The sequence below is a fragment of the Nocardioides sp. YR527 genome, assembly GCF_900101045.1.
Classification (GTDB): Bacteria; Actinomycetota; Actinomycetes; order Propionibacteriales; family Nocardioidaceae; genus Nocardioides.
The window spans coordinates 532132-551734 of sequence record NZ_FNFN01000002.1 but is presented as its reverse complement, the minus strand read 5'-3'; the positions used below and the strand labels follow the sequence as shown (position 1 = coordinate 551734).

Annotated in this window: 20 protein-coding genes; 3 read left to right on the top strand and 17 right to left on the bottom strand. The window is 69.9% G+C overall.

All coding sequences use genetic code 11. The features are described 5' to 3' along the window. Position 1: 1 nt before the first annotated feature. Genes BLT25_RS07050 through BLT25_RS07015 form a run of 8 tightly spaced genes read right to left on the bottom strand, consistent with a single transcriptional unit; the run spans position 2 to position 8438 of the window. Positions 2-1153, bottom strand: a complete 1152-nt coding sequence (locus tag BLT25_RS07050; protein WP_091043636.1) for an acyl-CoA dehydrogenase family protein — start codon at positions 1151-1153, stop codon at positions 2-4. After that, positions 1153-2052 carry a 3-hydroxyacyl-CoA dehydrogenase family protein gene (locus tag BLT25_RS07045; RefSeq protein ID WP_256328486.1) on the bottom strand — a complete coding sequence of 300 codons (900 nt, stop codon included), beginning with the start codon at positions 2050-2052 and terminating at the stop codon, positions 1153-1155. The genes BLT25_RS07050 and BLT25_RS07045 overlap by 1 nt, the downstream gene beginning before the upstream one ends. Next, the gene (locus tag BLT25_RS07040) at positions 2049-2828 is read right to left on the bottom strand and encodes an enoyl-CoA hydratase/isomerase family protein (protein WP_091043634.1); all 780 of its coding nucleotides are present in this window, start codon (positions 2826-2828) and stop codon (positions 2049-2051) included. Before BLT25_RS07040 ends, BLT25_RS07045 begins: the two co-directional genes overlap by 4 nt. Continuing rightward, positions 2825-4027, bottom strand: coding sequence for a 3-oxoadipyl-CoA thiolase (gene pcaF, locus BLT25_RS07035; RefSeq protein WP_091043631.1), 1203 nt, complete (start codon positions 4025-4027; stop codon positions 2825-2827). The genes BLT25_RS07040 and pcaF overlap by 4 nt, the downstream gene beginning before the upstream one ends. An 8-nt stretch (positions 4028-4035) precedes the next feature. Further along, positions 4036-5673, bottom strand: coding sequence for an AMP-binding protein (locus BLT25_RS07030; protein WP_091043628.1), 1638 nt, complete (start codon positions 5671-5673; stop codon positions 4036-4038). Positions 5674-5698: 25 nt separating this feature from the next. Then, on the bottom strand, positions 5699-6439 hold the full coding sequence (locus tag BLT25_RS07025) for an SDR family NAD(P)-dependent oxidoreductase (protein WP_091043626.1): 741 nt from the start codon (positions 6437-6439) through the stop codon (positions 5699-5701). Positions 6440-6463: 24 nt separating this feature from the next. Next, positions 6464-7612 carry an acyl-CoA dehydrogenase family protein gene (locus BLT25_RS07020; protein WP_091043623.1) on the bottom strand — a complete coding sequence of 383 codons (1149 nt, stop codon included), beginning with the start codon at positions 7610-7612 and terminating at the stop codon, positions 6464-6466. A gap of 28 nt (positions 7613-7640) precedes the next feature. Then, positions 7641-8438, bottom strand: a complete 798-nt coding sequence (locus tag BLT25_RS07015) for an enoyl-CoA hydratase-related protein (protein WP_091043621.1) — start codon at positions 8436-8438, stop codon at positions 7641-7643. A gap of 131 nt (positions 8439-8569) precedes the next feature. Between BLT25_RS07015 and BLT25_RS07010 the strand changes: the two genes are divergently transcribed. Further along, entirely contained in the window at positions 8570-9241 is a 672-nt protein-coding gene (locus BLT25_RS07010) for a TetR/AcrR family transcriptional regulator (RefSeq protein ID WP_091043619.1), read from the top strand. 10 nt (positions 9242-9251) lie between these two features. On the opposite strand, the gene BLT25_RS07005 is transcribed toward BLT25_RS07010, so the two are convergent. After that, the gene (locus BLT25_RS07005) at positions 9252-10706 is read right to left on the bottom strand and encodes a dihydrolipoyl dehydrogenase family protein (protein ID WP_091043617.1); all 1455 of its coding nucleotides are present in this window, start codon (positions 10704-10706) and stop codon (positions 9252-9254) included. A gap of 1 nt (position 10707) precedes the next feature. After that, positions 10708-11280 carry a hypothetical protein gene (locus BLT25_RS07000; RefSeq protein WP_091043614.1) on the bottom strand — a complete coding sequence of 191 codons (573 nt, stop codon included), beginning with the start codon at positions 11278-11280 and terminating at the stop codon, positions 10708-10710. A 140-nt stretch (positions 11281-11420) separates the two neighbouring features. Here BLT25_RS07000 and BLT25_RS06995 point away from each other — a divergent pair, with 140 nt between their 5' ends. Then, entirely contained in the window at positions 11421-11996 is a 576-nt protein-coding gene (locus BLT25_RS06995; protein WP_091043613.1) for a TetR/AcrR family transcriptional regulator, read from the top strand. Here BLT25_RS06995 and BLT25_RS06990 read toward each other — a convergent pair. The 6 genes from BLT25_RS06990 to BLT25_RS06965 form a co-directional block, all read right to left on the bottom strand. Then, on the bottom strand, positions 11989-12915 hold the full coding sequence (locus tag BLT25_RS06990; protein WP_091043610.1) for an ABC transporter substrate-binding protein: 927 nt from the start codon (positions 12913-12915) through the stop codon (positions 11989-11991). The genes BLT25_RS06995 and BLT25_RS06990 overlap by 8 nt on opposite strands. 27 nt (positions 12916-12942) lie before the next feature. Further along, positions 12943-13656 (bottom strand): ABC transporter permease, encoded by a 714-nt coding sequence (locus BLT25_RS06985; RefSeq protein ID WP_091043609.1) that lies wholly within the window; start codon positions 13654-13656, stop codon positions 12943-12945. Beyond that, positions 13653-14309, bottom strand: coding sequence for an ABC transporter permease (locus BLT25_RS06980; RefSeq protein ID WP_091043606.1), 657 nt, complete (start codon positions 14307-14309; stop codon positions 13653-13655). Before BLT25_RS06980 ends, BLT25_RS06985 begins: the two co-directional genes overlap by 4 nt. Further along, a complete protein-coding gene (locus tag BLT25_RS06975) occupies positions 14306-15367 on the bottom strand; it encodes an ABC transporter ATP-binding protein (RefSeq protein ID WP_091043604.1) in 1062 nt (353 codons plus the stop codon). Before BLT25_RS06975 ends, BLT25_RS06980 begins: the two co-directional genes overlap by 4 nt. Positions 15368-15592: 225 nt before the next feature. Further along, positions 15593-16126: a cysteine dioxygenase gene (locus BLT25_RS06970; protein ID WP_091043601.1), complete on the bottom strand. Its 534-nt coding sequence runs from the start codon at positions 16124-16126 to the stop codon at positions 15593-15595. Then, the gene (locus tag BLT25_RS06965; protein WP_091043599.1) at positions 16123-17046 is read right to left on the bottom strand and encodes an amidohydrolase family protein; all 924 of its coding nucleotides are present in this window, start codon (positions 17044-17046) and stop codon (positions 16123-16125) included. The genes BLT25_RS06970 and BLT25_RS06965 overlap by 4 nt, the downstream gene beginning before the upstream one ends. A gap of 64 nt (positions 17047-17110) precedes the next feature. Here BLT25_RS06965 and BLT25_RS06960 point away from each other — a divergent pair, with 64 nt between their 5' ends. After that, on the top strand, positions 17111-18127 hold the full coding sequence (locus BLT25_RS06960; RefSeq protein ID WP_091043596.1) for an NADP-dependent oxidoreductase: 1017 nt from the start codon (positions 17111-17113) through the stop codon (positions 18125-18127). A 6-nt stretch (positions 18128-18133) separates the two neighbouring features. Here the strand turns inward: BLT25_RS06960 and BLT25_RS30305 are convergent, their stop codons facing one another. Continuing rightward, complete coding sequence (locus tag BLT25_RS30305; RefSeq protein WP_091043594.1) at positions 18134-19504, bottom strand: lytic transglycosylase domain-containing protein; 1371 nt, start codon at positions 19502-19504, stop codon at positions 18134-18136. Positions 19505-19603 lie beyond the last annotated feature (99 nt).

The window sequence follows — 19603 nt, the reverse complement described above, 5'->3', positions numbered from 1 at the left end:
GTCAGACGAACGCGTTGATGCCGGTCTCGGCGCGGCCGATGAGGAGCTTCTGGATCTGGCTGGTGCCCTCGTAGAGGGTCATGACGCGGGCGTCCCGCATGTACTTCTGGACCGGGTACTCATCGACGTACCCGTAGCCGCCGAAGGCCTGGATCGCCAGGTTGGCCGCCTTGACCGCGGCCTCGGAGGCGAAGAGCTTGGCCTTGCAGGCCTCGGTGCCGAACGGCTCGCCGGCCTCGATGAGCGAGGCGGCACGCCAGGTGAGCAGCCGCGCGGCATCGGCGTCGACCGAGATCTCGGCGATCATGTCCTGGACGAGCTGGTAGGAGGCGATCGGCTTGCCGAACTGACGGCGCTGGGTCGTGTAGTCCACGACGGCTTCGAGGCAGCCCTGGATGATCCCGGTGCAGCCGGCGCCGACCGAGACCCGGCCCTTGTCGAGCGAGGTCATCGCGAACTTGAAGCCGTCGCCCTCGGTGCCCACGAGCGCATCTGCCGGGACACGCACGTCGTCGAAGCTGAGCTCGGCGGTGGCCTGACCCCGCAGGCCGAGCTTGCCGTGGATCTCGGTGCGCCCGAAGCCGGGAGCGTCGGTGGGCACCAGGAACGCCGAGATGCCGCGGGCTCCTTCGCCTCCGGTGCGGGCGAAGACCAGGCAGACGTCGGCCCAGGTGCCGTTGGTGATGAAGACCTTGGAGCCGTTGATGACCCAGTCGCTGCCATCGCGTACGGCCCGGGTCTTCAGCCCCGAGGGGTCGGAGCCGTTGTCGGGCTCGGTGAGGCCGAAGCAGCCGAGCTGGTTGCCGGTGGCGATGCCCGGCAGCCACTGCTGCTTCTGCTCCTCTGAGCCGTGGTCCAGCAGGACCTTGCCGAACAGGCCCATCGAGACCGACACGATGCCGCGGATCGAGGAGTCGGCGCGGCCGAGCTCCTCCATGCCGAGGCAGTAGGTGATGTAGTCGCCGCCGATGCCTCCGTACTCCTCCGGGATGGTGAGGCCGAAGAAGCCGAGCTCGCCGAGCTTGGGGACGATCGCGAGGTCGACGGCCTCGCGACGGTCCCACTCGGCCCGGAACGGTACGACCTCCTTGTCGAGGAAGTCCCGTGCCAACTTCTTGAACGCGAGCTGCTCCTCGGTGAGCGTGAGATCCATCAGTCCTGTCCCTTCAGATCGGCGGTGCCGGTGCGGTTGCCCGCCCCGTCGTAGGTGTAGAAGCCGTGGCCGCTCTTGCGGCCGAGGTGGCCCTGCTCGACCAGCGCGGTCACGGTCGCCGACGGTGCGTCGGCCGGGTCGCCGGTCTCCTCGAAGCGGGCCGTCCTGGTGAGGTAGCCGATGTCGATGCCGGTGAGATCCATCAGCTCGAAGGGACCCATCGGGTAGCCCAGCGCGGTCCGCGCGGCGGTGTCGATGGCCTCGACCCCGGCGTAGCCGCCCTCGAGCAGTCCGATCGCCTCGTCGCGTACGGCACCGAGGAGACGGTTGGCGACGAACCCGGGGATCTCGTTGTCGAGCACCACCGGGGTCTTGCCGAGACGCTCCACGAACTCCAGCGCCGCCTCGACGGCGACGTCCGCCGTCAGCGGGCCGCGCACCACCTCCACGCATGCCATCACCAGAGCGGGGTTGAAGAAGTGCAGGTTGAGGAACCGGTCGGGCCGAGCGGTTGCGGAGGCCATCGCGGAGGGTACGAAGCTGGAGGAGTTGCTGGCCAGCAACGTCCGCGCGGGGCAGAGCCCGTCCAGCCGCGCGAAGAAGGCCCGCTTGAGCGGGAGCCGCTCCACGATCGCCTCGATCACCAGGTCGACGTCGGCGGTCTCCTCGGTGAGATCAGTGGTGAACGACAGGCGGTCGAGGGCGGCCTCGACCTTGCCGGCCGGCCGGCGGCCCTTGGCGACCTGGCGGTCGAGCCGCTCGCGCAGATCGACGAGCGCACGCTCGAGCGCGCCCCGGTCGATGTCGTAGAGGGTGACCTCGCAGCCGGCGAGCGCGGCGACCATCGCGATCTGCGACCCCATGGCTCCGGAGCCCGCGACGAGAACCTTGTCGATCACAGTCCGCTCCAGTTCGGTGTCCGCTTGGCCAGGAACGCCTGGGCACCCTCACGCTTGTCGTCGGTGGTGTAGAGCAGCGACTGGGCGAGCTGTTCGACGACCAGTCCGGTACGCAGGTCGGTGTCCATCCCGGTGCGGATCACCGTCCTGGCCAGCCGGACCGCCAGCGGCCCCTTGGCGAGGATCGACCGCGCGACCTCCCGTGCCGTCGCGAGCAGCGTCTCGGGCTCGGTGACTCGAGTGACCAGGCCGGTGGCCAGGGCCTCGTCCGCGGTGAGCAGGTCGCCGGTCAGGATCAGGTCGATCGCGCGGCCGACTCCGACGAGCCGGGCGAGCCGCTGGGTGCCGCCGGCACCGGGCAGGACCGACAGGTTGGTCTCGGGGAGACCGAACCGCGCAGTGCCGGCCGCGATCCGGATGTCGCAGGCCATCGCCAGCTCGCAGCCTCCGCCGAGGGCGTACCCGTTGACCGCGGCGATGGTCGGCTTCTCGAAGGTCTCGACCTCGTCGTAGAGCCGCTGCATCGAGGAGGCCAGCCCGGTGTGCAGGTCGTAGCTCCGCAGCTGGCCGATGTCGGCGCCGGCGGCGAACGCCTTCTCGCCGGCACCGGTCAGCACCACGGCGCCGACCGAGTCGTCGCCGCGGAGCGCGTCGAGCGCTGCCCGCAGGTCGGTCTGGACCTGGGCGTTGATCGCGTTGCGGACCTCGGGCCGGTTGAGCGTGATCACCGCGACGCGGTCGCTGACCTCGACGAGGAGTGTCTCGTAGGTCGTCATGGGGTCTCCAGGAGTAGTGAGATGCCCTGGCCGACGCCGACGCACATGGTGGCGACGGCGCGGCGGGCGCTGCGTACGGACAGCTCGATGGCGGCCGTCAGGGCGAGACGGCCACCGCTGGCGCCGAGCGGGTGGCCCAGGGCGATCGCGCCGCCGTTCGGGTTGACGTGCTCGGCGTCGTCGGGGAGACCGAGCTCGCGGGTCACCGCCAGCGCCTGCGCGGCGAACGCCTCGTTGAGCTCGATCACGTCGATGTCGTCGATCGTGAGCCCGGCGCGATCGAGGAGCTTCTGCGTGGCCGGAACCGGGCCGATCCCCATGATGTGCGGAGGTACGCCGGCCACCGCCGCTCCGGTCACCCGGGTCAGCGGGGAGAGGCCGTAGTCGTCGACGGCCCGCTCGGAGGCCAGCAGCACCACAGCGGCCCCGTCGTTGACGCCGGAGGAGTTGCCCGCGGTGATCGAACCGTTCTCGACGATCGGCCTCAGCGCACCGAGCTTCTCGAGGGTCGTCGAGCGCGGGTGCTCGTCCGTGTCGACGATGACCGGGTCGCCACTGCCGCGAATCGGCACCGGGACCGAGGTGATCTCTCGTGCCAGCCGACCGTCCGCGATCGCCTTGGCAGCGCGCACCTGGGAGCTGAGCGCGAACGCGTCCTGGTCGGCGCGGCTGATCTCGCGCTCGGTGGCGAGGTTCTGCGCGGTCTGGGGCATCGCATCGGTGCCGTAGGCGGCTTCCATGGCGGGGTTGACGAACCGCCAGCCGATGGTGGTGTCGTGCATCTCGTTGGTACGCGACCACGGCCGCGCCGCCTTCGGCATCACCCACGGCGCCCGGGTCATCGACTCCACCCCACCGGCGATCACCAGGTCGGCCTCACCGGCGCGGATCATCCGGGCGCCCTGCGCCACCGCGTCCAGCCCGGAGCCGCACAGCCGGTTGACCGTGCCTCCCGGCACCTCGACCGGGAGGCCGGCGAGCAGCCCGGCCATCCGGGCGACGTTGCGGTTGTCCTCGCCGGCCTGGTTGGCGCAGCCGAGGAGCACGTCGTCCAGGCGCGCCCAGTCGACCGTGGCGTACCGGTCGACCAGGTGGCCGATCACGTGGGCGGCGAGGTCGTCCGGCCGGACCGCGGCCAGCGCGCCGGCGTACCGCCCGAAGGGAGTACGCAGCCCGTCGACCAGATAGGCGGTGCCCATGCCGCGCGTCATCCCGCACCACCCGTGTCGCCGGAGACCCGCTCGCGCAGCTGGAACTTCTGGATCTTGCCGCTCGGGGTCTTGGGGAAGTCGTCGAGCACGACCACCTTCTCGGGCCAGTACTGCTTCGCGACCCCCTTCTCGGTGAGGAAGGCCTGCATCTTCTCCATCCCGAAGTCGGTCCGCCCGTGGAGGACCACGCACGCGCAGGCCCGCTCCTGGAGGCGCGGATCCGGCATCGCGACCACGGCGACGGCGTCGATGTCCGGGTGCTCGTAGAGGACGTTCTCGATATAGGCGACCGGGATGTTCTCCCCGCCCCGGATGATCACGTCCTTGGTGCGACCCGAGATCCGGAGGTAGCCGTCGGGGTCGACGTACGCCAGGTCGCCGGTGTCGAACCAGTCGCCTCGGTCGTCGGCCGCCGGTCGCAGCTGCTCGCGAGTGAGCTCGAGCCGCTCGGCGTACCCAACGAAGAGGAAGGGTCCGCGGACCTGCAGAGCACCCTCCTCGCCGGCCGGCAGCTCCTCACCGGAGGTCACCTCGACCGCCCGGATCTCCATCCCGGGCCATGGGAAGCCGTCGGTCTCGACGATCTTCTCCTCGGGGTCACCCGGGATACCGATGGTGACCAGGCCCTCCTCGGACTGGCCCCAGCCACCGACCACGACCAGGCCGGGCAGCTTCTGCTTGGCCTCGCGGACCATCGCCCGGGGGATCGGCGCGCCCATGCAGCAGAACCGCACCAACGAGCCGGTGTCGTGATCGGCCAGATTGGCCGCGGTGATCAGGTCGTGCAGGAACGGAGTCGCGGCCGAGGTGTAGCTGATCCGGTGCTTGGCGATCAGCTCGACGAAGACCTGCGGGTCCCACACGTCCTGCAGGACGCAGGTCGCGCCGTTCTGCACGTTGAGCCTGGCGCCGTACAGGAAGCCGGTGAGGTGGGCCAAGGTCGAGGCCATGTGCAGCACGCTGTCGCCGGTGATGCCGAGCCGCTCCGGCAGCGGGTCGTTGGCCGCCACCATGGTGTTGTGGGTGTGCATGACCCCCTTCGGCTCCCCGGTGGTGCCCGAGGTGAAGATCAGCAGCGTGACGTCGTTGGGGTCGGGTCGCAGCTCGTCGAGGACTCGCGGATCCTGGTCGTCGCCCGCGGCCACCAGGTCGGTCCAGGACTCTTCGCCGACCACGACGACCTCGGGGTCGAAGTCCCAACCGCCGCGCAGCCCCTCGACCATCCCGGGGTAGTCGAACCCCCGGAACTCGGAGGGGACCACGAGAAGCTTCGACTTCGCCAGACCGACCATGAACCCGACCTCGCGCTCGCGGTAGATCGGGATCAGCGGGTTGCTGATCGCACCGACCCGGGTCGCGGCGTAGTGGACCACGATCCACTCGATCCAGTTCGGCAGCTGGAAGGAGACCACGTCGCCGCGGCCGATGCCCCTGGCGTGCAGGCCCAGCGCCACCCGGTCGACCTCGGCCGCGAGCTCGGCGAAGGTGACCTGACGACGGCTGTCGACGAAGGCGACCTTCTCCGGGGTGGTGGCGGCCGCCTCGGCGAGGAAGTCGGTGATGACCTTGTCGCGCCAGTGCCCGGCGCGGGTCTCCCGAGCGATCCGCTCGGGAGACAGCAGTGTCTCGAACATGTCCGGTTCCCGTTCCTGAGCCAGGTCAGCTCATGGTGAGGCCGCCGCTGACGCTGACGGTCTGGCCGGTGATGAAGGAGGCCTCGTCGGAGGCGAGGAAGGCGATCGCGTTGGCGAGGTCCTCGGGCTGGCCGAGGCGGCGCAGCGGGATCGCCTTCTGCAGTGCCTCGCGCAGCTTGTCGCCACCCATCGAGGCGAACAGGGCCGTGTCGGTCGGGCCCGGGCAGACGCAGTTCACGTTGACCTTGGCGCGGGCCATCTCGCGGGCCATCGCCTTGGTGAACGCGATGACGCCACCCTTGGCTGCCGAGTAGACGGCCTCGCCCGATGAGCCGACCCGGCCGGCGTCGGAGCCGAGGTTGACCACCTTGCCGTAGCCCTGCTCCGCCATGATCGGCAGCACCCTCTTGGAGGTGTTGAGCACGCCGTAGAGGTTGATCTGGATGATCCGGTCCCAGGTCTCCGGCTCGGAGTCCACGAACGGCTCGCCCTTGTCCCAGCCCGCGTTGTTCACGAGTACGTCGATCCGACCGAGCTCGGCGAGGACCTGGTCCACCATCGCGTCCACCGAGTCGCGGTCGGTGACGTCGGTGCGGATGCCGATCGCGCCGTTCCCGAGGGCCGACGCGGTCTGCTTCGCGGTCTCCTCGTTGATGTCGGTGACGACGACCGCCGCCCCCTCCGCGCCGAGCTTGGCGGCGACCCCGGCGCCGATGCCCTGCCCGGCGCCGGTGACGATCGCGATCTTGCTGTCGAGCTTTCCCATGGTGCTGTCCCTTCGAGTTCGGGCTCAGGGCGCGTACGCGCGACCGAGCAGGTTGCGGGAGATGACGAGCTTGGAGACCTGGGCGGTGCCGTCACCGATCTCCAGGCCGATGACGTCGCGCAGGCGCTGGCCGACCTTGTGCTCGGTCGAGTAGCCGATGTGTCCGAGGGTCAGCAGGCACTGGTGGATGACGTCGGTCGCGAGCTTGGGAGCCCAGAACTTCGCCATCGCCGCCTCGGCGCTGTGGTCGAGGTCGTTGTCCTTGCGCCAGAGCGCCTCGTAGCAGACGTGACGGGCACCTGCGACGTACGTCGCCTGCTCGGCGAGCGGGAACGAGACACCCTGGAAGGTGCCGATCGGCTTGCCGAACGCGACGCGGTCGCGTGACCACTGCAGTGCCTCGTCGAGGCTCTGCTGGGCGGCGCCCAGGCAGAGCAGCCCGATGATCGCCCGGGAGTAGTCGAAGCCCTGCATGACGGAGACGAACCCGCCGCCCTCCTCGCCGATCATGTCGGCGCGGGTGACCCGGACCCCGTCGAAGTGGATCGAGGCCCGGCCGATGGCGCGGCTGCCCAGGTCGTCGAACGCCGTCCGGGAGATGCCGGGGTCGGACATGTCGACCCAGAAGGCGCTGACCCCACGGGCGCCGTCTCCTCCGGTGCGCGCCAGCACCACGGCGCCGTCGGCGGCCATGCCCAGCGTGATCGAGGTCTTCTCGCCGTTGAGCACCCAGGCGTCGTCCCCGTCCGGGACGGCCTTGAGCCCGAGGCTGGCCGCGTCGGTGCCGGCACCCGGCTCGGTGATCATGATGCAGGGCACGGTCTCGCCGGACGCGATGCCGGGAAGCCAGGCCTGCTTCTGCTCCTCGGTGCAGTTGCGCACCAGGATGTCGCTGATCAGCGCGGTGTTGATGATCAGGTAGCCGGCGTTGAAGTCGGCGCGACCGACCTCCTCCGCGGCGATGCCCGCGATGACGGCGGTGGCGTCCTGGCCGCCGTACTCCTCCGGGATGCGCAGGCCGGTCAGACCCATCTGGGCCATGTCCAGGGCCTGCTGCCGGCGGAAGGCCGCCGCCTTGTCGTCGGACTGGTAGTGCGGCGCGAGGACCTTCTCGGCCCACCGGTGCACCTCGATGCGGAAGGCCTCTTCGTCCTCGTCGAACCCGTAGTGCATGGTCGCTTCCTTCGCTCGCGGTGGCGGCTCAGTGCCAGTTGACGTGCGGGGCGAAGTCGGGCGTGCGCTTCTCGGCGAACGCGGTCGCGCCCTCCATGCCCTCGGGCGAGACGCCGAAGATGTCGAGCGCGCTCATCGCCAGGTTCGACAGCCCGGCCTGGTGGTCGGTGTCGGCGTTGAAGGACTGCTTCAGGAAGCGGATCGCGGTCGGGCTGAGTGCCGAGACCTCCTCGCACCAGGACTTCGCCTCTTTCAGGAGCTCGTCGGCCGGGACGACCTTGTTGACCAGGCCCATGTCCAGCGCCTCCTGGGCGGAGTACTGCCGGCAGAAGAACCAGATCTCGCGGGCCTTCTTCTCGCCCACGACGCGGGAGAGGTACGCCGACCCGAACCCGGCGTCGAAGGAGCCGACGCGGGGACCGGCCTGACCGAAGCGTGCGGTCTCGCTGGCGATGGAGACGTCGGCGAGCACCTGCAGGACGTGGCCACCGCCGATCGCGATGCCGTTGACCGCGGCGATGACCGGCTTGGGGATGTCGCGCATCAGCTTGTGGAGGTCCCCGATGCGGAACCTGCCCAGCTCGGCGGGACCGTAGTCGCCGGTCTCGGCGCGCTGCTTGACGTCGCCGCCGGTGCAGAAGGCCTTCTCGCCCGAGCCGGTCAGCACGACGGCTCGTACGTCGTCGTCGGACCAGGCCGCGTTGAAGGCGGCGATGAGCTCGTCGACCGTCTTCGCGCGGAACGCGTTGTAGCGGGCCGGCCGGTTGATGGTGATGATCCCGGCCGCGCCGTCGACCTCGTAGGTGATGTCCTCGAACTGGCTCACGACTGCCTCCACAGCAAAGAATGAATATTGGTTCAGCGAGAGTGAACGTATATTCATTTTCCGAGGTGGTCAACGTCTGGCGAGGAGTTTTTGCCCTAGGATGAATCTCGATTCATCTCAGGAGGAGACCCATGTCAGAGCCCCAAACGTCGATCAAGCCGCACGACGCCGCCCGGCAGGCGCTGGTCGAGCACCGCTCCCGCCAGCTGCTCGACGCGGCGGCTCGACTCATGGAGCGTGACGGCTCCGAGGCGGTCTCGATGCAGGCGTTGGCGGCCGAGGCGGGCGTGAGCGTCGGCCTGATCTACCGCTACTTCGGCAGCAAGGACGACGTCCTCCTCGCCGTCATCACCGACGTGCTCGGTGCCTTCTCGACCACGGTCCCGGAGGCGGTCGAGGAGGCCGGCGAGGATCCCGTACGCCGCCTGGCGGCCGCGTTCGCGGCGTACTGCCGGGTCATCGACTCCCATCGTCACGCCGCGGTGCTGACCTACCGCGAGTCCAAGTCGCTCGACGAGGCCGGACGCGATCGGATCAAGCGCCTCGAGGTCGAGACCAGCGAGCCGTTGCGCGCCGCGGTGCGTGACGGCGTCGAGGCCGGGAAGCTGGTCGCCGCCGACCCGGACCTGGTCGCCTACAATCTGCTGCTGCTCGCGCACGCATGGGCGCTCAAGCACTGGTACTTCGAGCAGACCAGGACCCTCGACTCCTACATCCGGGACCAGCTCGCCCTCGCTCTGCGGGCGATCCTGGCGGACGGTCTCGGTGACGCGTACGCCGATCTGCTGTCGGTCGGTCGGTGAGGCGCTCGACCTAGCGGTCGCGGCCCGCGGTCTCGAGCAGGCGGAGCCAGATCTCGCTGATGGTCGGGTAGGCGGGGACCGCGTGCCAGAGGCGGTCCAGCGGGACCTCGCCGACGATCGCGATGGTGGCGGCGTGCAGGAGCTCGGAGATGTCCGGGCCGACGGCGGTGAAGCCGACCAGGATCTTGCGCTGCTCGTCGATGACCATCCGTGCCTGACCGCGGTAGCCGTCCGCGTGCAGCGATGCGCCCGAGACCGAGCCGAGGTCGTAGTCGACGATGCCGACCTCGATGCCGGCCGCCTCTGCCGACTCGGCGGAGTGTCCTACGGCGACGACCTCGGGGTCGGTGAAGATCACCTGGGTGGTGGCGCGCTCGTCGGCGGTGGCGGCGTGACGCCCCCAGGTGCTCAGGTCGGGCTCCTCGCCGCGAGCGCGTGCCGCGATCAGGTCGCCCAGCGCGCGGGCCTGGTACTTCCCGTGGTGGGTCAGCAGCGCCCGATGGTTGACGTCACCAGCGGCATAGAGCCAGCCGTCCTCCAGCTGCCCGCTGTCGTCGACCACGGCCAGGGCGTCGTCGACCTTCAGCCAGCTGCCGGGCTCGAGACCGACGTGCTCGAGCCCGAGGTCCTTGGTGTTGGGAACCCGACCGGTGGCCACGAGGACCTCGTCCGCGGTCACCTCGGTGCCGTCGGAGAGGGTCACCCGCACCTCGCCGCCGTCATCACGCCGGACGTCGGTCGCGCCGGCGTCCAGGTGGAGCGTCACCCCGTACGTCCTGAGCGCATCGGCCACCTGCTCACCCGCGAACTTCTCGACGCTCGGCAGCAGCCGGGTGCGGGAGATCAGGGTCACCTGCGACCCGAGGGCGCTGAAGGCGGTCGCCATCTCGGCGCCGACCACCCCGCCGCCGATGATCGCCAGCCGGCCGGGGACCGACGTGGCGCCGGCGGCCTCGCGGTTCGTCCAGGGGCGGGCTTCGTCCAGGCCGGGGATCGGCGGGATGAGGGAGGAGCTGCCGGTGGAGACGACCACGGCGTGGCGTGCCTCGAGGTTCGTGGTCGTGCCGTCGGAGTCGGTGACCGTGACGGCACGGGTGCCGGTGATGCGCCCGTGTCCGCGGACCAGGGTGATCCCGGCACCCGTCAGCCACTCGACCTGGCCCGAGTCGTTCCAGTCGGAGGCGAAGCTGTTGCGCCGGGCGAACACGGCGGCGGGGTCGAGCGTGCCCGTGACCGCCTGGCCCGCGGCCGGGAGGGCGCGGGCGGCGCGCAGCGCCGCCGCGTCGCGGAGCAACGCCTTCGTCGGCATGCAGGCCCAGTAGGAGCACTCGCCGCCGACCAGCTCGGTCTCGACGACGGCCACGCTCAGCCCGCCCTGCACCGCGCGGTCCGCGACGTTCTCCCCGGTGGGTCCGGCGCCGATGACGATGACGTCGACGGTCAGTTCCATGCTGGTGGTCGTCATGTCAGTCGACCTTACCCGCGCGCTGGCGCAGTCGGAGAGCAGAGATCAGGAAGAAGATTCCGCCCAGCGTCGCGTAGCCCGCGAGGCCGGTGAGGGACGCCTTCGGCCCGGCGGCCATCAGGATGAAGCCGGTTCCGGCGAAGGTCGAGATCCCGCCGCTGAGGATCATCGCCCACTGGCCGCCGAGTCGGTAGCGGCGTACCGCGACGAACAGCTGGACCAGGCCGGCGGTGATCGCCCAGGCGCCCCATACGCGCAGGATTTCCGGGATCCCGGAGGTGGCGGCGACGGCGACGCCGACGGCGGTGAGCAGGCTGAGTGCCATGTTGACGTAGAGCAGGACGCGCGGGCCGTTGGCACCCGAGGTGCGGTGGTCGACGGCGGCGGCCACCACGTCGAACAGCGGGTAGATCACCAGCAGCGCGATGCTCGCGGCGGTGAGCGTCGTCGCGGTGAGCGCGACCAGGACGGCCCAGCCGATCGCGAACCCGAAGCGGAAGAAGTAGAGCTTCGGCAGCGCGTGGGTCGGGGCGCTCAGTGTGCCGGAGTGGCCGGTCTCGACGGAGGTGGACATCGGATCCCTTTCTCGGATCAAACTGGGAGACAGAACGATCGTTCTACCTGAGTCGAGAGTCTGCACCAGCCGATCGACAAATGCAAGACCGATCGTTCTGTCTGCTACCGTCGAGACAACGAGAACGAGAGGAATGGCGGATGTCTGAGGCCCGGGATCGACTGCTCAGCACGGCGAGTCGGCTCTTCTACACCGAGGGTCTGCACTCGGTCGGAGTGGATCGCGTGATCGCCGAGGCGCAGGTCACGCGGGCAACGCTCTATCGGCACTTCCGGAGCAAGGACGACCTCGTCGTGGCGTACCTGACGCAGGCCGACGAGGCGATCCGGGCGCGCGTGGACGCCGCCCGGTCAGACGTCGAGGACCCCGACGATCTCATCAGGACCGTCGGCCGGTCGATCGCCGCGGACATCCAGGGCGAGGGGTTCCGAGGTTGCGCGTTCCTCAACGCCGCGGCCGAGTATCCGGACCCGGCCCACGTGGTCCACCAGGCGGTGCTGAAGCACCGGCAGTGGTTCCTGGCCACGATGACCGAGCTCTTCGCTGCCACCGGGAAACCCGACTCGGAGTTCGCCGGCCGCCACTTCGTCATGCTGCGAGACGGTGCGATGGCGGCCGGCTGTCTGACCGATCCCGCCCCGGTCGGAGAGACGTTCCTGCGAGGGCTCGAAGGACTTCTGACCTACCGGAGCGGCCTGGGCTCAGCGCTCAGCTGACGCCGTTGTCGGCGAGGAACTCCTTGGCGACGGTGGCCGGGTCGGCCTTGTCGACCTGGACCTTGGCCAGCGCCTCGGTGAGATTGGCGGTGGTCAGCGCCTCGGAGACCGCGTTGAGCGCCGTCTCGGCGTCGCTGCTGAGCGCCTCGGAGCGGATCAGCGGGACGACGTTCTGGGAGAGGAAGAGGTTCTCCGGGTCCTCCAGGCTGACCCATCCGTTGGCGGGGATCGCCGAGTCGGTGGAGAAGACGTTGGCGACGTCGATGTCGCCCTTGGCCAGCGCGCCGGTCGTCAGCGGGCCGCCGGCGTCCAGCGGCTTGAACTCCTTGAACGTGACCCCGTAGACCTCGTCGAGACCGACGAGGCCCTGGTAGCGCTCCTTGAACTCCGGGGCGCCGCCGAGCGAGAGGTCCTTCGCGACCGGAGCCAGGTCCTCGATGCTCGTCAGGGAGTACTTCTCGGCGGTCTCCTTGGAGACGGTGAGAGTGTCCTTGTCCTCGGCCTCCGACTGCGGCAGGGTCTCGCTGCCCTCGGGCAGGACGTCCTGGAGCGCCTCGTAGACGTCCTCGGGAGCCGAGACGTCATCCGGGACCCCGTCCGGCTTCAGGTAGGCCAGCAGGGCGCCGTTGTACTCCGGAAGCAGGTCGATGTCGCCGCTCTTGAAGGCCTCCATATAGACCTCGCGGGACCCGATGTTGGGCTTGGTCTCGACCTTGACGCCCTCGGCCTCGAGAGCCTGGGCGTACATCTCCATGAGCAGCTCGCTCTCGGGGAAGTTGGCCGAGCCGACGACGATCGTGCCGCCGTCCGAGTCGGAGTCCGATCCGGAGTCGAGCGGGTCACCGCCGCAGGCGGTCAGGGTGCCTGCCACGGCGAGCGTCGCGAACAGGTACGCGGTGGTGCGGATTCGGCGGGACATTGAGATACCTCTCGGTTGCTGGATTGATCAGCCGGCGGGTTCGGGTTGGGGTTCGGGGCGGACGGTGGTCGGCCGGTCTCGGGCGCCGCGGCCGTCGACGCCGGGCGAGACGAGGAGCCGCTGCGCACCGGCGAGTGCCAGGTCGACCGCCACCGCGAGCATCGCGATCACGATCGCGCCGGCGACCACCTGGTCGTACTGGAGCGTCGCCAGGCCGTCGAAGAGATAGCGACCGAGGCCGCCGAGACCGACGTACGCAGCGATGGTCGCGGTCGAGACCACCTGGAGCGACGCGTTGCGCAGGCCGCCGATCATGATCGGCAGCGCGATCGGGACCTCGACGCGCCAGGCGATCTGAGCCTCGGTCATGCCGACACCTCGCGCCGCGTCGACGGTCTCGTCGGCGACGGACCGGATGCCGGCGTACGTCGTGGCGAGGATGGGTGGGATGGCGAGCACGACCAGAGCGATCGTGACCGGGACCAGGCCGATCCCGACCAGGCCGAGCGCGAGCATGAGCACACCGAGGGTCGGCAGCGCGCGGCCGGCGTTGCCGAGGTTGATGGCGACCAGCGCGCCGCGGCCGGTGTGGCCGATCAGCAGGCCGATCGGGAACGCGATCACTGCGGCGATGGCCAGGGCGAGGACGGTGTAGCCGAGATGTTCGAGGATGCGCTGAGGGAAGCCGTCGGGGCTGGTCAGCGACCAGTTGGCGGCGTCGAGCAGATAGTCGAGACTCATCGGGCACCCGCTCGCGCCCAGGGGGTGAGCCCGCGCTGGAGGGCGACGATGAGGACGTCGGCGATGACCGCGAGGGCGACCGAGAGGACCAGCCCGATGATGATCGGCGGCAGGTAGAAGCCGAGCTGGAATCCTCGGGTGAAGAGCTGCCCGAGGCCGCCGATGCCGATCAGGGCCGCGATGCTGACCATGCTCACGTTGGCCACGGTCGCCACCCGCAGACCCGTCAGGATCACCGGCATCGCCAGCGGCAGCTGAACGGTGAACCAGCGGCGTACGGGCCGATAGCCCATCGCGGTCGCGGCCTGCAGGACGGTGGTGTCGACCGCGTCGAGACCGTCGGCGGTCGTGCGGACGAGCAGGGCGAGCGAGTAGAGGGTCAGTGCGATGACCACGTTGATCGGATCGAGGACGCTGGTGCCGAGGATGCCCGGGAGCAGCAGGAGCAGGGCCAGCGACGGGACGGTGTAGATCACGCTGCCGGCGGTGAGCGCGATGTGGCGCGCCGGGACGTAGCGATGGACCAGGGCGCCCAGCGGCAGGGCCAGGACGAAGGCGATCGCCACCGGCAGCAGAGCGAGCCAGATGTGTTGGACGAGCGCGGTGAGAACGTCATCACCGTTGGTCTCGAGATAGCGCCAGATCTCGCTCACCCAGCCTCCTCCGCGGAGGCCAAGGCTGCCAGCCGCTCCCGCTGCTGGGAACGTACGCTGCCGGCCAGGTCGGCGAGCAGGACCAGTCCGTCGGCGCGACCCTCGGCGTCGACCCGGATCGCGGCGCCGGCGGGCGAGAGGATGACCAGGTCGGTGACCGTACGCAGGTTGGCGCCGTCACTGAAGGTGCCTTCGGTCGGGAGGAGCCCGTCGGAACCGCGCCAGCCCAGCGGTCGGCCGTCGTGGTCGACCTCGAGGGTGAGCCCGTCGACGCCGTGGTCGATGGGGGTGAGCGCGACCGAGCTCCCGTCGGCGAAGCCGAGGCCCCGGAAGCCGCGGTCGCGACCGACGAGCGAGGCGACGAAGTCGTCGGCAGGGGCGGCGAGGAGATCGGCGGGCGGGGCGAACTGGGCCAGGCGCGCGCGTTGGGCGAAGACGGCGACCTTGTCGCCGAGCCGGATCGCCTCGTCGATGTCGTGGGTGACCAGGACGATCGTCTTGCCGAGCTCGCCCTGGAGCCGGAGCAGCTCCTGCTGGAGGTCGTCGCGTACGACCGGGTCGACGGCCGAGAACGGCTCGTCCATGAGCAGCACCGGCGGGTCGGCCGCGAGCGCCCGGGCGACGCCGACGCGCTGCTGCTGTCCCCCCGAGAGCTGGGCCGGGTAGCGCTCGCCGAGGTCGGCCGCGAGCCCGACGCGCTCGAGCAGGTCGAGGGCGCTCGTGCGGGCCTCTCGACGCGAGCTGCCCTGCAGGATCGGGACGGTCGCGACGTTGTCGAGGACCGTGCGGTGCGGGAAGAGTCCGGCGCCCTGGATCACGTAGCCGATCTCGCGCCGCAGCTGTGCCTCCGGGCGGCTGGTGACGTCGTCACCGTCGATCAGGATCCGGCCGGAGCTCGGCTCGATCATCCGGTTGATCATCCGCAGCGCGGTCGTCTTGCCACATCCCGACGGCCCGACGAGCACGGTGATCTGCCCGGTGTCGACCGTCAGGGAGAGGTCGTCCACCGCAACGGTTCCGTCCGGATAGCGCTTGGTCACGCCCTCGAACTCGATCACAGCCACCGCTCCTGTCTGTCGTTCTTCACCTGCGGACGCCGTTGCACAAGATCATCAGCCTGCCAGATCAGCGGATGGAACCGAAGATGTTAAACAGAAAAGGAAAGTCGGTCCCGGTGTCCGATCCTCGCTCCTCGATGCTTGAAATGTGCCACAGTCCCCGTGGTCCGTCGGTCAACCGGGGCCCAACGCCCGAGATGTCGCGGCGTTCGCCCTGCAGTTCGTTCAGTCCTCGAGCGGACGCAGCTCGTCGGCGTAGGAGACCGAGACGCGGCGCATCACGCCGTCGTCGCTGATCGCGTACTGCCCCATCCTCCACAGCGGCGGCGAGTAGGCATGGATCGAGACCGAGCCGTCGACCGCGCCGCTCATCCGGTGGATGTGGTCGGGCCCGAAGCCGAAGCTCCCGCCCGCGCCGATCTCCCGTTGCACGGGCTCGCCGCCGAACCGCGGCTGCTGCTCGAAGACCGATCCATGGGTCACCGCGACCGCGCCCGAGGAGATGTCGTGGTCGTGCCAGCCGGTGTCGTCGACGGTGTTCCAGCACAGCAGCCACACGTCGATGTCCTTGTCCCGGTAGAGCGAGACGTAGTGGCGACCGCCGGTGTCGTGGCGCGCCAGGTGCTCCCAGCGCTCGGGGTGCGCGGCGAGCTCGTCGACCCAGGCGCGCAGCTCGCCGGGAACGAGCACACGTCCCGGCAGCTCGGGCAGGTCCGGGGCGCAAAGGACCGAGTCCACGGTCGGTTCGGTGATGGTCATCGGTCTCCTCCGGTGAGTAGATGGTGCGGGTTGTTGACGAAGATCGCCCGGCTCAGCGCCTCACCGAGGCCCCACCGATCGCCTCGGGCTCGGCTTCGGCCGAGGTCGGTCGGCTCCGCGTAAGGCCGGTCCGACCCACTGACGAGCGGGTCGACGCCGACTACGCGCGACATCGCGTCGATCGCCTGGGTGCCGTAGGACGAGGTCTCGTAGTAGACGTGCCTGTCGATCGCGCCGAGGTTCCCGCCACGTTGCGCGAGGCGCTCGTGGTGGAGCGGCGCGAGTCCGGCCAGCCCCACGAACGCGATCCGCAGGGTCGGCAGCAGCGACCGGCCGGCGGCGTGCCAGGCGTGCCACGCAGCGCTCTGCTGGGCGACGTACGAGGTGAGGGCGGGCCACCACGACGGCAGGTCCGCTGCGGTGGGGTCGGCGGCCGGACCCGGATGCACGAGGACGGGCAGGTCGGCCTGCTGGGCGGTCTCGAGCACCGGCGCGAGGGCCTCGAGCGCGGATGGGGTCGCCAGCGCGGTCGCCGGCACCTGGAGGCCGTGGACGCGGTCGTGCGCCAGGGTCTTCGCGAGGCTGTCGAGGTCCGGCTCGACGAGGGACGGCGCGGCCCACAGCCCGTAGTCGGCGGGCAGGTCGTCGGCGAAGCCGTGCCAGGCGTCGAGCAGTCCGTGCGCCTCGACCGGGGCGAGCGACTCGATCCCGAGCGGGCTGGAGAGCGACAGCAGGACGAGCCCGTCCTCCTGGGCCGCGCGACGGGTGAGGTCGTGGTCTGTCGGGTCGACGGAGTAGGGCGGCTCTCCCTCGAGGTGGAGCACCCAGTCGTCGAGGTATGGAGGTTGCCGCCGGCGGCGCAGTTCCTCGACCAGCGCGGGCGGCCACAGGTGCTGGTGGACGTCGACCGTGGGCTTCATGGGCTAAGTCAATAGGTTTAGTTGTCATTAAGCAAACCTGCCACCGGTGAGGCACCATGGCGGGATGACCGACACGAACACCCAGATCCTGCTCCGCGCCCGCCCGATCGGTGAGCCGACCGCCGAGGACTTCTCGATCGCCACCTCCGAGGTGCCGACGCCTGCGGACGGCGAGGTGCTGCTGCGTACGAAGTTCCTCTCGCTCGACCCCTACATGCGCGGGCGGATGAGCGATGCGCCGTCGTACGCCGCGCCGACTGCCCTGGGCGACGTGCTGCCCGGTGCCACGGTCGCCGAGGTGGTCGAGTCGCGGGATCCTTCGCGACAGGTGGGCGACGTGGTGCTGGCGTACGGAGGCTGGCAGGCCTTCTCCGTCGCGCCGGCCAAGCACACCCGCCGCCTCGATCCGTCCGTCGCGCCGGTCTCCACCGCGCTGGGCGTGCTGGGGATGCCGGGGTTCACGGCGTACGCCGGGCTGACCCAGATCGGGCAGCCGAAGCCCGGGGAGACCGTCGTGGTGGCGGCCGCGACCGGCCCGGTCGGCGCCACCGTCGGGCAGATCGCGAAGATCCTCGGCTGCCGCGCCGTCGGCATCGCCGGCGGCCCCGAGAAGGTCGCGCATCTGACCGAGCTCGGCTTCGACGCTGCCCTCGACCACCGGGCGCCCGACTTCAAGGAGCAGCTGAAGGCGGCGGTGCCGGACGGGATCGACGTCTACTTCGAGAACGTCGGCGGGCACGTGTGGAACGCCGTGCTGCCGCGGCTGAACAAGTTCGCCCGGGTGCCGGTCTGCGGGATCGTCGCGCACTACAACGACACCGCCGCTCCCGAGGGGCCCGACCGAGCACCCGGTCTGATGCGGCATGTGCTCAACAAGTCCCTGCTGATCAGGGGTTTCATCCAGGACGAGTTCGTCCGCGATCACCAGCGGGCATTCCTCACCGAGGCGACCGGCTGGGTCGCCGAGGGCAAGCTGCGCTACCGCGAGGACATCACCGAAGGACTCGAGAACGCGCCCGCCGCGTTCAACCGGATGCTCCGGGGTCAGAACTTCGGCAAGACGGTGATCCAGGTCAGCTGACCTCGATCACCCTGCGGAGATCTCCTCCTCGGGGGCCGTGGCCTCCGGGGCGGGGTTCGTGACCGTGGGGAACTTCTCGGACTCGGCGAGAGTGCGGAGGTAATCCCTGATCGAAAGGTCGGTGGGCATCGTGGTCTCGGGCTCGAAGTTCGCGATGCAGTCGGCAACGACAAGGGCGTAGGTGTCCGGGGCGCTCGCTTCGAGCGTCTCGTAGACCACCGCGACCGCTGCCTTGCAGGGCGCCTCGAGAGTCGCCGGCGTCGTGGCGTCGATCGGCGTCGGCTCCTCGGTGGTCGGGGGATCCGTGGGCGTCGGAGTCGGGGTGGGCGTCGGGGTGGGCGTCGGGGTCTCGGTCTCGCCACCCGACGAGTTGTCGTCGGAGTCGGAGTCGCCCGTGGAGTTGTCGGTGGGGGACGGCGACTTGCTCGGCGCCGGACTCTCGACAGGATCCTTGGCCGGCGTCTTGACCGGCGCGGCCTTGGTCTCCGACTTGGTCATCGGCTTGACGGTGTTCGACGTGCGCGGCAGGGCGGAGGCGGTGGGCCTCATCGTGGAGGTGGACTCACCATCCACGCTCGGCGAGCCCGGGAACTCGCCACTGCGGTACTGCTCCGCGATCTTCAGCACCGCCTCGACGTACGTATCGCTCTGGTTGTAGCGGTAGACCGCGGACTGGGCGCCGGAATCGGTGCTGACGTCCTCGGTGCCGGCACACAGGAACGCCGCCGTGGAGACGGCGGCGTCGTCGATGTCCTGAGGGTCTCGGCGGTTGTCGCCGTCACCGTCGGCACCCGCGAAGGTCCAGGTGGAGGGGATGAACTGCATCGGGCCGACCGCGTGGTCGTAGACCGTGTCGTGGTCGTAGAGGCCGTTGTCGGTGTCGTGGATCGCGGCGTAGTTGCCGGCGCCGTTGAGCTGCGGGCCGATGATCGCGGGGAGGGCGAGGCCGTTGGAGTTGAGCTCGCTGCCGCCGAAGCGGCCGTGGTTGCTCTCGACCATGCCGATCGCGGCGACCAGCGCCCAGTCGATGCGGCAGGAGGCGTCGGCGTCGTTGAGCACGGTGGCCGAGCGCTGGTACGCAGCCAGGGCGACCGGCGGGATGGACAGCTCCTCGGCGTTGGCGGCCAGCCTCACGGCGTCGGTCGGGGTCAGGTTCTTCACGCCACCCAGACCGCCGGAGATGCCGAGGGGGTCCTGAAGAGCGCCCGGATCGGGGAGCTCAGGCTGCTGATGACCGGTGTCGAGGCTTCCCTCGTTCGGAGCCAGGACCGCGAAGGCAGCGGTCAGTGCGACGGCGGCAACGGCCCGAGGCCCGATGCTGGTCAGCGCCGCAGTGCTGATGCTCTTGGCCCAGAATTTTCGGGATGCTTTGGTCATGCCGGTCTCACCTCTTCCACGCGTGGGGTACGTGTCCGTCCCCTGAGCCTACCCAGGTATTCCATTTCTGCGCCGTGCAATTAAAAATCCCCTCACCTT

Coding starts and splice junctions, on each gene's coding strand:
- BLT25_RS07050 (WP_091043636.1), bottom strand. CDS start 1,153: ATGGATCTCACGCTCACCGAGGAGCAGCTCGCGTTCAAGAAGTTGGCA.
- BLT25_RS30305 (WP_091043594.1), bottom strand. CDS start 19,504: ATGACCAAAGCATCCCGAAAATTCTGGGCCAAGAGCATCAGCACTGCG.
- BLT25_RS07025 (WP_091043626.1), bottom strand. CDS start 6,439: ATGGGAAAGCTCGACAGCAAGATCGCGATCGTCACCGGCGCCGGGCAG.
- BLT25_RS07030 (WP_091043628.1), bottom strand. CDS start 5,673: ATGTTCGAGACACTGCTGTCTCCCGAGCGGATCGCTCGGGAGACCCGC.
- BLT25_RS06970 (WP_091043601.1), bottom strand. CDS start 16,126: ATGACCATCACCGAACCGACCGTGGACTCGGTCCTTTGCGCCCCGGAC.
- BLT25_RS06990 (WP_091043610.1), bottom strand. CDS start 12,915: ATGTCCCGCCGAATCCGCACCACCGCGTACCTGTTCGCGACGCTCGCC.
- BLT25_RS07005 (WP_091043617.1), bottom strand. CDS start 10,706: ATGACGACCACCAGCATGGAACTGACCGTCGACGTCATCGTCATCGGC.
- BLT25_RS07020 (WP_091043623.1), bottom strand. CDS start 7,612: ATGCACTACGGGTTCGACGAGGACGAAGAGGCCTTCCGCATCGAGGTG.
- BLT25_RS07000 (WP_091043614.1), bottom strand. CDS start 11,280: ATGTCCACCTCCGTCGAGACCGGCCACTCCGGCACACTGAGCGCCCCG.
- BLT25_RS06965 (WP_091043599.1), bottom strand. CDS start 17,046: ATGAAGCCCACGGTCGACGTCCACCAGCACCTGTGGCCGCCCGCGCTG.
- BLT25_RS06985 (WP_091043609.1), bottom strand. CDS start 13,656: ATGAGTCTCGACTATCTGCTCGACGCCGCCAACTGGTCGCTGACCAGC.
- BLT25_RS06960 (WP_091043596.1), top strand. CDS start 17,111: ATGACCGACACGAACACCCAGATCCTGCTCCGCGCCCGCCCGATCGGT.
- BLT25_RS07010 (WP_091043619.1), top strand. CDS start 8,570: ATGTCAGAGCCCCAAACGTCGATCAAGCCGCACGACGCCGCCCGGCAG.
- BLT25_RS07040 (WP_091043634.1), bottom strand. CDS start 2,828: ATGACGACCTACGAGACACTCCTCGTCGAGGTCAGCGACCGCGTCGCG.
- pcaF (WP_091043631.1), bottom strand. CDS start 4,027: ATGGGCACCGCCTATCTGGTCGACGGGCTGCGTACTCCCTTCGGGCGG.
- BLT25_RS06995 (WP_091043613.1), top strand. CDS start 11,421: ATGTCTGAGGCCCGGGATCGACTGCTCAGCACGGCGAGTCGGCTCTTC.